The organism is Paraburkholderia sp. SECH2, from assembly GCF_030464795.1.
In the GTDB taxonomy this organism is placed as follows: domain Bacteria; phylum Pseudomonadota; class Gammaproteobacteria; order Burkholderiales; family Burkholderiaceae; genus Paraburkholderia; species Paraburkholderia aspalathi.
On sequence record NZ_JALPRH010000011.1, the window covers coordinates 60,539 to 72,355 of the forward strand.

An 11,817-nucleotide genomic window follows, 5' to 3' on the forward strand; every position below is an offset into this window, starting at 1 on the left:
AGCGTGGCGAGGGGTGGAGACCGCCGAAGGCGGACTGGCGGTCGCGCTTGAACAAAAAAGGCGAGCCCGCAGACTCGCCTTTCGTCACGCCAGATCGACGGATCGGTGCGCCCGTTACTCGAAGCGCCCCGTGCGCGCCATTTCCATCAAACGCGCAATGCGTTCCTCGGTGGCGGGGTGCGTCGAGAACAGATTCGCGATGCCGCCGCCCGCCAGCGGATTCATGATCATCATCTGCGCGGTGGCCGGATGCTGCTCGGCGGTGGGGAACGGAATGCCGCTCGCGTAGCGATGGATCTTGTCGAGCGCCGAGGCGAGCGCCTGCGGATCGCCGGAAATCTGCGCGCCGCCACGGTCCGCTTCGAATTCACGCGCACGCGAAATCGCCATCTGAATCAGCGCACCGGCGATCGGTGCGAGCAACGCCACAGCGATGCCCGCAATCGGGTTCGTGGGACGGCCGTTTTCGTCACGGCTGCCGAAGAACATCGCGAAGTTCGCCAGTGCGGAAATGGCGCCGGCCATGGTCGCCGACACCGTGGAGATCAGGATGTCACGGTGCTTCACGTGCGCCAGTTCGTGCGCCATCACGCCACGCATTTCGCGCTCGGACAGCACACGCAAGATGCCAGTGGTGGCGGCAACCGCCGCGTGCTCCGGATTGCGGCCGGTGGCGAACGCGTTCGGTGCGTCTTCGTTGATCAGGTAGACGCGCGGCATGGGCAGGCCGGCACGCGTGGAAAGCTCGCGCACCATGCGATAGAACTGCGGCGCACTGTTTTCGTCGACTTCCTGCGCGTTGTACATGCGCAGAACCATCTTGTCCGAGAACCAGTACGAAAAGAAATTCATCCCAAGGGCGATCACGAGCGCGATTGTCATACCGCGCGATCCGCCGATCATCCCGCCGATCACGATGAAAAGGGCCGTGATCGCGGCCATCAACATCGCGGTTTTGACCCAATTGAACATGTCTGCTACTCCTTGCCCTAACGCGGGTTCATATCTGCGCCGCGTGATCGCGGCGGCTGATTGTAAGCGAAATGTTAGATATGGGCGCGCGAGGAAAATTCAATCATCTTGATGCAGTGGCGAGCTTGATACCCAAGCCGACGAATGCGCCGCCGACGCCGCGATCCAGCCACCGCTTCACCAGCGGCTGGCCGGAGAAGCGCTGGGTCACGCTGCCGGCAACCCACGCGACAAAACTGTTCCAGATCATGCTCATCACGACGAACACCCCGCCGAGCGTGAGGAACGCCAATGCCTTATGGTCGCTGCCGGTTGTGACGAATTGCGGAAAGAACGACACGAAGAACAGCACGACCTTGGGATTCAGCACATTGGTCCAGAAGCCTTGCAGGAACAACTGACGCAACGATTTCGGCGCGCCGGCCGCGCGCGCTTCGCCCGCCGCCTGATCCGCCGCCGGTTTGACGAAAATCAGGCGCACGCCGAGATACATCAGATAAATAGCACCGACGAACTTGATGACCGTGAATGCCGTGGCTGAAGCGGCCAGAAGCGCCGTCAAGCCGAACGCGCAGGCAAGCGAATGAACGCAGCAACCGGCGGAAATGCCGAGCGCGGACATCAGCCCTGCGCCACGCCCCTGAGCGACGCTACGCCCGACGATGTATGCCGTATCGGGACCGGGCGTCACATTCAGCAGAAAGACGGCGACGACGAAAAACTCGAAATGGGTGATGCCAAACATGAAGATCCTCTAAACGCGGGCTGTTGCATAGAGGATTCTAACGCGCTGGTGGCTTGCAGCGTGGCTGTTGAACATCGGCCGAACGGACGATGTTCAAGCTATGCGCAAGGCGGTTATTTTGCTTCGGGCAGCTGGAAACGCTGACCCGCGGCCAGCGTGGCGCCGGCCAGGAATTCGCGCACCGGCAAGCGCTTGCCGCCGGGTTTTTGCAATTGCGTGAGACGCAGGGCGCCTTCGCCGCAGGCAACCACGACACCTTCCGGAGAAACGTCGGCGATCGTGCCGGGCGCTGTGTTGCCTTGTGCCTCGACCGGGACGGCTGCCCAGATCTTGATCGACGTACCGTCTTCCAGCGTGCCCACGCCACCGGGGAACGGGTCGAACGCACGTACCTGACGCGCGAGGACCGCAGCCGGCTTACGCCAGTCGAGCGCAGCCTCGTGCTTGCCGATCTTTTCCGCGTAAGTCACGCCGTCCGCGGGTTGCGGCGTTGCCGCCAGCTTGCCGCTGCGCTCGAGTTCGATCAGCGCTTCGACGATCAGCTTCGCGCCGTCCTGTGCGAGACGATCGTGGAGGGTGGCCGTGGTGTCGTCGGCGGAGATCGGCGTGCGCGCTTCGGAAATCATCGCGCCGGTATCGAGACCAACGTCCATCTGCATCAGCGTGATGCCGGTTTCCGTGTCGCCCGCCTCGATCGCGCGGTGGATCGGCGCGGCGCCGCGCCAGCGCGGCAGCAACGACCCGTGAATGTTGATACAGCCCAGTGGTGGAATATCGAGCACTTCCTGCGGCAGGATCAGACCGTAAGCGGCCACCACCATTACGTCGTGTGGCGTGGCACGCAGTTGGTCGATCGCGGCGGCGGCTTCGGCCGGATATTTGCCGACGCGGCGCAGCGAAGGCGGCTGCGCCACGGCAAGCCCGTGTTCCTGCGCGTAGCGCTTGACCGGACTCGCCTGCAATTTCATCCCGCGCCCCGCGGGCCGGTCGGGCTGCGTCAGCACGAGCGGCACCGGAAAACCGGCGCTGTGAATCGCGGCCAGCGCGGCCGCGGCGAACTCCGGCGTACCGGCAAAGATGACGCGCAACGAATGACTCATGAAGGGGCAGTAGGCGAGGTGGACGCGCGTTACATCGCGTGGGCGAGCTTCTTCATCTTGCTCTTGATGCGCGTCTGCTTGAGCGACGACAGGTACTCGACGAACACGCGGCCCATCAGGTGATCCATTTCGTGTTGAATGCACACGGCCAGCAAGCCTTCGCAATCCAGCTCGAAGGTTTCGCCCTTCTCGTTCAGCGCCCGCACGCGCACTTTCTCGGCACGCTCGACGTTGTCGTAAATGCCCGGTACCGAGAGGCAGCCCTCTTCGGACAACTTCTTCTCGTCGCTCGACCAGATGATTTCCGGATTGATGAAGGCGAGCAGTTCGTCGTGCGTTTCCGACACGTCGATCACGATCACGCGTTCATGCACGTCCACCTGGGTCGCAGCGAGGCCGACGCCGGGCGCGGCGTACATCGTTTCGGACATGTCGGCGACGAGCCGGCGGATGCGGTCGTTGACGACTTCGACCGGCTTCGCAATCTTGTGCAGCCGCTTATCCGGGTAATTGAGAATGTTCAGTAAAGCCATGATCTTGAGTGTGTTTTTTCGGCGCCGCTGCCGGTGGAAGGCTAGCGTTGGCCATTCGGCCAGGTTGTGGGCACATCGCGTTACGCAGAGGATAGAGGCTGTCGAACCGGTTCGATTCAACGCGCCACGTGCGCCAAACGACGAGCCCGCGCGGGTGGGCGCGGCGCTGCAGTTATTTCGGATGATGAAAATTTTAGCATGGCGCCCGCCTGCCCGCTGGCCCTGTAAGAGGATCGACCGTCAATGGATACCTTACCCGCAACCCATATTGAACTCGCCGCCTGGCTGCGGCTTTCGCTCGCGCCGGGGCTGAAGCCCGCTGCCCTGCGCCTACTGCTGGGTGCTTTCGGACTGCCGGAAGCGATCTTCAATCAATCGCCCGAAGCGCTTGCCGAGTTCGCAGGCGAGGCCGCGGCGCGCGCCGTGCTGGCGCCGTCCGGCCCGGATTTCGACGCGCAACTCGACGCGGTGATCGCATGGGGCGAGCTGCCCGGCAACCACGTGGTGACACTCGACGATCCCGCCTACCCGCCCGCGCTGCTGACCATGCCCGATCCGCCGCCACTACTATATATAAAGGGCCGGCTCGAGCTGTTGCATACGAAGGCGGTCGCGCTGGTGGGCAGCCGCAGCGCGACGCCGCAAGGCGCGGAGGACGCGGAGCGCTTCGCGCGTGAGCTTTCGCAGGCCGGTGTCACGATCGTGTCGGGGCTCGCGTTGGGCATCGACGGCGCCGCGCACCGGGGCGGACTGGAAGGCGCCGGTAGTACGGTGGCCGTGATCGGCACCGGAGCCGACCTCGTGTATCCGGCCGCGCATCATGCACTGGCGCGGCAAATTGCAACGCAAGGCGCGATCCTTTCGGAGTGGCCGCTCGGCACGCCGGCGCGCGCCGCCAATTTTCCGCAACGTAACCGTTTGATCGCCGGCCTCGTCAGCGGGGTTGTGATCGTCGAGGCCGCCATGCGCTCAGGCTCGCTGATCACGGCTCGGCTTGCCAACGAAATGGGGCGCGATATCTTCGCGCTGCCCGGCTCGATCCATGCCCCGTTGTCGCGCGGTTGTCATCGAATCATCAAGCAGGGCGCCAAGCTGGTGGAAACGCCCGATGAGGTGCTGGAAGAATTGGGCATCGCGAAGCCCGTAGCAACTGCGCCGGCATCACCCACAGCCCCGCCGGCCATGAGCGCAGAGGCGTTGCAACTCCTCGACGCACTCGGCCACGCCCCCGCCACGCTTGAAATTCTTGCCACCCGTACCGAGATGGGGGACGCGGCATTGCAAAACACGCTGCTGCAGCTCGAACTCGCCGGCCAGGTGACCGCGCTGCCCGGCGGCCGCTTCACGCGAGCCACCTGCGGCTGACCCCGCATGGACCATGGGTTGACCACCATTCGGGATCGGCCATGCTACATTCGCGCCAAAGCACCTGACAAAAGTACGCAAGGAACGACCATGCCCGCGCTGAATCTCGACACCGACCAAGACCGGATCGCCGAGCGCGTCAACGAACCCGACACGCTGTTCGTTGCCTGCCTGTGCGCGGAGTGGTGCGGGACGTGCCGTGAGTATCGGGATGCCTTCGACCGGCTGGCGGACAAGCATCCGGAGATCTGTTTCGCATGGATCGACATCGAAACGCATGCGGACCGCTTCGACGATCTGGATGTCGAGAATTTCCCGACCATCCTGATCGAAGACTCAGTAACGACACGTTTTTTTGGCACGGTTTTGCCGCAGGCGGCGATTGTGGAGCGGATGTTGTCCGATCTGACGGCCGTGCCCGGCGTCAGCGGCGCACCCAAACTGCGGCCCGCGCTCGCCGTCGCGTGACTGTGGCCGCCGGCCGCTGAACCTTGCGGCACGGGCGTTGCGAGCGACACACAGCGCGTTTTCCGCAGCTTGCCCAGTTACTGAGCGCGCAATTATCATGGCGCGCTTTTTATGGCACTTGACACGCCGCGTTGGCGCCGTGTGCTATAAAGCGGTCGTTATTGGGTCGCAAAGGTCGCAAACGAGGGTCGCGCTAATAAATGCGCACTCAAGGCCATCAACCCGGATCTACCAACCTCACATCGAGTCATGTCCAAAGCACTGATCATCGCCGAAAAGCCTTCCGTCGCGAACGACATCGCGCGGGCTTTGGGCGGCTTTACCAAGCATGACGAATACTACGAAAGCGACGAGTACGTCCTTTCCTCGGCAGTCGGCCACTTGCTGGAAATTGCCGCGCCCGAAGACTATGAAGTCAAGCGCGGCAAGTGGAGCTTCGCCAACCTGCCCGTCATTCCGCCGCATTTCGATCTGAATCCGATCGCCAAGAGCGAGTCGCGCCTGAAGGTGCTGACCAAGCTGCTCAAGCGTAAAGACGTCGATCGCCTGATTAACGCATGTGACGCGGGGCGCGAGGGCGAGCTGATTTTCCGCCTGATCGCGCAACACGCGAAAGCCAAGCAACCGGTACAGCGCCTGTGGCTTCAGTCGATGACAGCCGGCTCGATCCGTGACGGCTTTGCCCGTCTGCGTAGCGACGAAGAAATGCAGCCACTCGCCGATGCGGCACGCTGCCGCTCGGAAGCGGACTGGCTGGTCGGCATCAACGGCACGCGCGCCATGACTGCGTTCAACAGCAAGGGCGGCGGCTTCTTCCTGACCACGGTCGGGCGAGTGCAGACGCCGACGCTGTCGATCGTCGTCGAGCGCGAAGAAAAGATTCGCCGCTTCGTGCCGCGCGATTACTGGGAAGTGAAGGCGGAGTTCGTCTGCGCAGCCGGTTTCTACGAAGGCCGCTGGTTCGATCCGCAATTCAAGCGCGACGAGTTCGATCCGGAAAAGCGCGATTCGCGCCTGTGGGCACTGCCCGCGGCCGAGACGATCGTCGCTGCCTGCCGCGGCCAGATCGGCAAGGTAACCGAAGAATCGAAGCCGTCCACGCAACTGTCGCCGGCGCTGTTCGACCTGACCAGCTTGCAGCGTGAGGCCAACGGCCGCTTCGGCTTCTCGGCGAAGAACACGCTGGGCCTCGCTCAGGCGCTGTACGAAAAGCACAAGGTGCTGACCTATCCCCGGACCGACGCACGCGCGTTGCCGGAAGACTATATGGATACGGTCAAGGAAACGCTCGGCATGCTCAAGGAGAGCAACAACTATCTCCCATATGCCAAGCAGGTGCTCGACAAGGGCTGGGTGAAGCCGAACAAGCGCATCTTCGATAACTCGAAAATCAGCGACCACTTCGCAATCATCCCGACGGCGCAGGCGCCGAAGAATCTGTCCGAGCCGGAACAGAAGCTCTACGACCTGGTCGTGAAGCGCTTCCTGTCGGTGTTCTTCCCGGCCGCTGAATACCGGGTGACGACGCGGATCACGGAAGTGGTCGGTCATCACTTCAAGACTGAAGGCAAGGTGCTGGTCGAACCGGGCTGGTTGCAGGTCTACGGCCGCGAAATCAGCGGTGAAGACGCGAACCTCGTGCCGGTTCAGAAGGACGAGAAGGTCAAGACGGACAAGATCGCCGCCCAGCAACTGGTGACGAAACCGCCCGCACGCTACAACGAAGCGACCTTGCTCTCGGCCATGGAAGGCGCGGGCAAACTGGTCGAAGACGACGAGTTGCGCGAAGCCATGGCGGCCAAGGGGCTCGGCACGCCGGCCACACGCGCCGCCATCATCGAAGGGCTGCTCGGCGAAAAGTATCTGATCCGCGAAGGCCGCGATCTGATTCCGACCGCCAAGGCATTCCAGTTGATGACGCTGCTGCGCGGTCTCGGCGTGAAGGAACTGACCGCGCCGGAATTGACCGGCGAGTGGGAATACAAGCTCTCGCAAATGGAGCGTGGCAACCTGCCGCGCGACGCGTTCATGCAGGAAATCGCCCGCATGACGCAGACCATCGTCAAGCGCGCGAAAGAGTACGACTCCGACACGATCCCCGGCGATTACGCGACGCTGCAAACGCCGTGTCCGAATTGCGGTGGTCAGGTGAAGGAAAACTACCGGCGCTTTGCGTGTTCGAAGTGCGAGTTTTCGATCTCGAAGATTCCGGGCGGCCGTCAGTTCGAAATCCCGGAAGTTGAAGAGCTGCTGCAGAACAAGACGATCGGACCACTGTCGGGTTTCCGCAGCAAGATGGGCCGTCCGTTCTCGGCGATCCTCAAGCTCTCGCTCGATGATGAAATCAAGAACTACAAGCTCGAATTCGACTTCGGTCAGGACTCCGGCGGCGAAGATGGCGAACCGCCTGACTTCTCCGATCAGGAGGCAGTCGGCGCATGCCCGAAGTGCAAGGGCCGCGTGTTCGAACACGGCATGAGCTATGTCTGCGACAACTCGGTTGCCAATCCGAAGACTTGCGACTTCCGCTCGGGCAAGGTGATTCTGCAGCAGGAAATCGCGCGTGAGCAGATGTCGAAGTTGCTCGAGGAAGGACGCACCGACCTGCTGACGAACTTCAAGTCGTCGCGCACCGGCCGCAACTTCAAGGCGTTTCTCGTTAAGCAGAACGACGGCAAGATCGGCTTCGAATTCGAGAAGAAAGAGCCGTCGGCCAAGACCGCAGCGAAAACCGCGGCGGCGAAGACGGCAGCGAAGGCTGCGCCGGAGTCTGATGACGAAGACGCACCGGTCGCAGTAAAGGCGGCGCCCGCGAAGAAGGCCGCGGCGAAGAAAGCACCGGCCACGAAGGCTGCGGCAGCGAAGACCGCCGCAGCCAAGAAGGCGCCGGCCAAGAAAGCAGTAGCGCGCAAGACAGGCTCGTAATTTGGGCGGAGGCTGGAAGGTGTTCAGCTTCCAGCCAGCTTCGAACTTGCCGATAAAAAGAGGCGCAGTCACTTACGTGACTGCGCCTTTTTATTTGTCGGCCCGACCGCGCTTAGCTCAAACGCCGCCGGCACCTTCGCCCGAATCGTTACAGCGGCGACACAGCGGTAGGCCGCGGACGATTCGTCGTCTTCGTCAAAGTCTTCGGAAGCGGCGATAACTCGCTATCCAACAGCCGTGACAGCGGCTCAGCGCCATCGAATGCTTCCGGCGGCATGGGGTCCGCTGAATCGAGCGCGGCGGACGTGGCGGGCCTGCCAAGCCCGTCCTTGATCCACTGCTCACCGAGCAGACTGTTCGGCGTCTGGCTGAAATGCTCGACCAGATGATCGATGAACGTACGCACCTTCGCCGGCAAATGACGGCGGCTCGGATACGCGATGTTGATCTCGACCTGCGGCAAACGGAAATCGCCGAGCAAACGCACGAGCCTGCCGCGCGTCATGTCGCGGCCGATCAGGTAACTCGGCAGAATCGCGATGCCCATGCCGAGCAGCGCGAACTGCCGCAGCATTTCCGTGTTGTTCGCCACAATAACGTTGACCGGTCGCACGCGTACTTCGCCTTCCGAACCCGTGAACACCCGCTCGTCGCCCCAATACTCGGACGGCAAGCTCAGGCACGGATGCTCGAGCAGATGCTCGGGACGCGTGGGCGTGCCGTGCTTTTCCAGATACGCGGGCGTCGCACACACCGTCATGCAGCCGGTGGTCAAACGCCGCGTGACAATGCTCGCGCTGCGCATCTGCCGTGTGACCACCACGCCGACGTCGAAACCTTCTTCGACCAGATCAACCTGACGGTCGACCAGCGTGACATCGGGAATGACTTTCGGATAGCGCTCTGCGTAGGTTTGCAGCACAGGCGCAAGGTTATGCAACCCGAACACGACCGGTGCGACTATTCGCAACGTGCCGACGGGTTCGTGATTGCGCGCGACCACCATCTGCTCGACGTCTTCCAGTTCGTCGAGAATCTGGCGCGCGCGCTCTAGATAAACCTGACCGGATTCGGTCAGAGACAAGCTGCGGGTTGTGCGATTGAGCAGCCGGGTACCAAGACGGCCTTCGAGATCGGCAACGTGACGGGTGGCAACTGCGTTGGAAATATCCATCGCGCTCGCAGCGCGGGCAAAACTGCCGAGATCCGCCACTTTGACGAAAACTCGCATCGACTGCAAATGATCCATAAGACAACTCCTGCCGTGTTACAGCTTCCTGACAATTAGTGAAAACCAGTGAAGCGAACTTGGAATTCTCCTACGACTCGCGAAATCGTGCAGAAGTTGCCCGCGAAAGACGAAATATTGTCGAAATTTGTGCGACTGTGTTCCCCAGTGCGGGGCACGACCCTCGATTGTTCCAACAAGAGCAACAATCTGTTGCAGCGCAGCTTGCACTGCCTTTTTTGTTCGAACAGATGCAACGGTCGTCCGGCATTGTGAAATCCGAAAAAGTCGCAATGCGGGGCCGGATCGGAAAAGAAAAACCGCCCGAAGGCGGCTTCTGTGCGAAGTGACCACTCACCTAATCAGGCAGCGAGCTTTCCTTCGAGTGCGAGCTTGGTCTCTGCCAAAGCCGGCGGCAGACCTTGCTGCAACGTGTCAAATAGCTCGGTATGGAGCGCGAGTTCGGCGCGCCAGGCTGCGTCGTCGACCGAGATTACCTGCTGGAATTGCTCGCGGCTGAAATCCAGGCCGCTCCAGTCGAGGTCTTCGTAGTGCGGCGACACGCCGAACGCGTGTTCTTCACCTTGCGCCTTGCCTTCGATACGTCCGACCATCCAGCTCAGCACGCGCATGTTCTCGCCGAAGCCCGGCCAGACGAACTTGCCGTCCGCGCCCTTGCGGAACCAGTTGACGCAGAAGATTTTCGGCAGCTTCGCGTTCAGTTTCTCGAGACGCTCGCCGGTTTTCAGCCAGTGGCCGAAGTAGTCGCTCATGTTGTAGCCGCAGAACGGCAGCATCGCGAACGGGTCGCGGCGCACCACGCCCTGCTGCCCTGCCGCTGCTGCAGTAGTTTCCGAGCCCATGGTGGCCGCCATGTAGACGCCTTCGACCCAGTTGCGCGCTTCGGTGACGAGCGGCACGGTAGTTGAACGGCGGCCGCCGAAAATGAACGCGTCGATCGCGACGCCCGCCGGGTTCTCCCAGTCCGCATCGATCGACGGACATTGCGAAGCCGGCGCTGTGAAGCGCGCGTTCGGGTGCGCGGCCTTGCGCCCGCTCTCCTTCGCGCTCGCCGGCGTCCAGTCCTTGCCCTGCCAGTCGATCAGGTGCGCGGGCGGCTCGTCGGTCATGCCTTCCCACCAGACGTCGCCGTCGTCGGTCAGCGCGACGTTCGTGAAGATGACGTTTTCCTTCAGCGTGGCCATCGCGTTGAAGTTGGTCTTTTCGCTTGTGCCCGGCGCGACGCCGAAATACCCCGCCTCCGGGTTGATCGCGTAGAGACGGCCGTCCTTACCCGGCTTGATCCATGCAATATCGTCGCCGATCGTGGAGATTTTCCAGCCGTTCAGGCCTTCCGGCGGAATCAGCATCGCAAAGTTGGTCTTGCCGCACGCCGACGGAAACGCCGCCGCGACGTGATGCTTCTGTCCTTGCGGCGACGTCACGCCGAGAATCAGCATGTGTTCGGCGAGCCAGCCTTCGGCACGGCCCATCGTGGACGCGATACGCAACGCAAAGCACTTCTTGCCGAGCAACGCGTTGCCGCCATAGCCCGAGCCGTAACTCCAGATTTCGCGCGATTCGGGGAAATGAACGATGTATTTTGTGTCGTTGCACGGCCACGGCACGTCTTTCTCGCCCGCCGCGAGCGGCGCGCCGACGGAATGCACGCACGGCACGAACTCGCCATCTTCGCCCAGCACCTCGTGCACCTTGCGACCCATGCGCGTCATGATGCGCATGTTGGTGACCACGTACGGGCTGTCGCTCAACTCGACGCCGATGTGCGCGATCGGCGAACCGAGCGGCCCCATCGAGAACGGCACCACGTACATGGTGCGGCCGTGCATGGCGCCGTCGAAGAGGCCGTTGAGCGTCGCACGCATCTCAGCCGGTTCGATCCAGTTATTGGTTGGCCCGGCATCTTCACGACGCTGCGAGCAGATGTAAGTGCGATCTTCGACACGCGCCACGTCCGACGGATCGGACCATGCGAGATAGGAATTGGGACGTTTGGCGGGATTGAGCTTCTTGAGGGTGCCTGCTTCGACCATCTGGGCACACAGGCGGTCGTACTCTTCCTGTGAACCGTCGCACCAGACGATTCGATCGGGCTGGGTCACGGCGGCAACGCGCTGGACCCATTCGATCAGTTTTCGGTGCTTGACCCACTCGGGCGCCCCTGCGGACGCCTCGATAGTGGGCTGTCCTTCGAATGAGGGATGATTCATCGACCTGTCTCCGTTTTGAAAGCAATAGAAAAACGGTACAAGCCCAGTGACGCTGCATGCGAGAGGCGTTCAATTCATCGCGACGACATTCCTGCAAGCCGACGCGTAATTTGTGCAGGTCATCATGGGCTACGCAGCCCGTTGCGCGGAGGTTCCAGCCGACGGTCGTCTGCAACCGTCTGTAAAGCGACTTGCCTCAACACGCAACAAACTGTTAAAAACGATGTCAATCGGCCTTGCCGTGGCGCTG

At 62.1% G+C, this 11,817-nt stretch carries 10 protein-coding genes; 4 read left to right on the forward strand and 6 right to left on the reverse strand.

The window, feature by feature from the left end; all coding sequences use genetic code 11:
* Window positions 1-114: 114 nt before the first annotated feature.
* The 4 genes from htpX to def form a co-directional block, all read right to left on the reverse strand.
* On the reverse strand, window positions 115-972 hold the full coding sequence (gene htpX / locus M0D66_RS19490) for a zinc metalloprotease HtpX (protein ID WP_093634626.1): 858 nt from the start codon (window positions 970-972) through the stop codon (window positions 115-117).
* Between the two features lie 103 nt (window positions 973-1,075).
* Entirely contained in the window at window positions 1,076-1,717 is a 642-nt protein-coding gene (locus tag M0D66_RS19495; RefSeq protein WP_093634625.1) for a LysE family translocator, read from the reverse strand.
* 113 nt (window positions 1,718-1,830) lie between these two features.
* The gene (gene fmt, locus M0D66_RS19500) at window positions 1,831-2,817 is read right to left on the reverse strand and encodes a methionyl-tRNA formyltransferase (protein ID WP_093634624.1); all 987 of its coding nucleotides are present in this window, start codon (window positions 2,815-2,817) and stop codon (window positions 1,831-1,833) included.
* Window positions 2,818-2,846: 29 nt separating this feature from the next.
* Window positions 2,847-3,350: a peptide deformylase gene (gene def, locus M0D66_RS19505; RefSeq protein WP_054037103.1), complete on the reverse strand. Its 504-nt coding sequence runs from the start codon at window positions 3,348-3,350 to the stop codon at window positions 2,847-2,849.
* 243 nt (window positions 3,351-3,593) lie between these two features.
* On the opposite strand from def, the gene dprA reads away from it, so the two are divergent.
* The 3 genes from dprA (at window position 3,594) to M0D66_RS19520 (ending at window position 8,108) form a co-directional block, all read left to right on the forward strand.
* Window positions 3,594-4,715 (forward strand): DNA-processing protein DprA, encoded by a 1,122-nt coding sequence (gene dprA, locus M0D66_RS19510; protein ID WP_266211284.1) that lies wholly within the window; start codon window positions 3,594-3,596, stop codon window positions 4,713-4,715.
* Window positions 4,716-4,805: 90 nt separating this feature from the next.
* Window positions 4,806-5,183: a thioredoxin family protein gene (locus M0D66_RS19515; RefSeq protein ID WP_097390883.1), complete on the forward strand. Its 378-nt coding sequence runs from the start codon at window positions 4,806-4,808 to the stop codon at window positions 5,181-5,183.
* Window positions 5,184-5,432: 249 nt separating this feature from the next.
* Window positions 5,433-8,108: a DNA topoisomerase III gene (locus M0D66_RS19520; RefSeq protein WP_266211287.1), complete on the forward strand. Its 2,676-nt coding sequence runs from the start codon at window positions 5,433-5,435 to the stop codon at window positions 8,106-8,108.
* A gap of 148 nt (window positions 8,109-8,256) precedes the next feature.
* On the opposite strand, the gene M0D66_RS19525 is transcribed toward M0D66_RS19520, so the two are convergent.
* Window positions 8,257-9,357: a LysR family transcriptional regulator gene (locus tag M0D66_RS19525; RefSeq protein WP_093634620.1), complete on the reverse strand. Its 1,101-nt coding sequence runs from the start codon at window positions 9,355-9,357 to the stop codon at window positions 8,257-8,259.
* Window positions 9,358-9,395: 38 nt separating this feature from the next.
* Here M0D66_RS19525 and M0D66_RS19530 point away from each other — a divergent pair, with 38 nt between their 5' ends.
* On the forward strand, window positions 9,396-9,686 hold the full coding sequence (locus M0D66_RS19530; protein WP_266211289.1) for a hypothetical protein: 291 nt from the start codon (window positions 9,396-9,398) through the stop codon (window positions 9,684-9,686).
* A 12-nt stretch (window positions 9,687-9,698) separates the two neighbouring features.
* Here M0D66_RS19530 and M0D66_RS19535 read toward each other — a convergent pair whose 3' ends face one another.
* The gene (locus M0D66_RS19535) at window positions 9,699-11,567 is read right to left on the reverse strand and encodes a phosphoenolpyruvate carboxykinase (GTP) (RefSeq protein WP_266211291.1); all 1,869 of its coding nucleotides are present in this window, start codon (window positions 11,565-11,567) and stop codon (window positions 9,699-9,701) included.
* Between the last annotated feature and the right edge of the window lie 250 nt (window positions 11,568-11,817).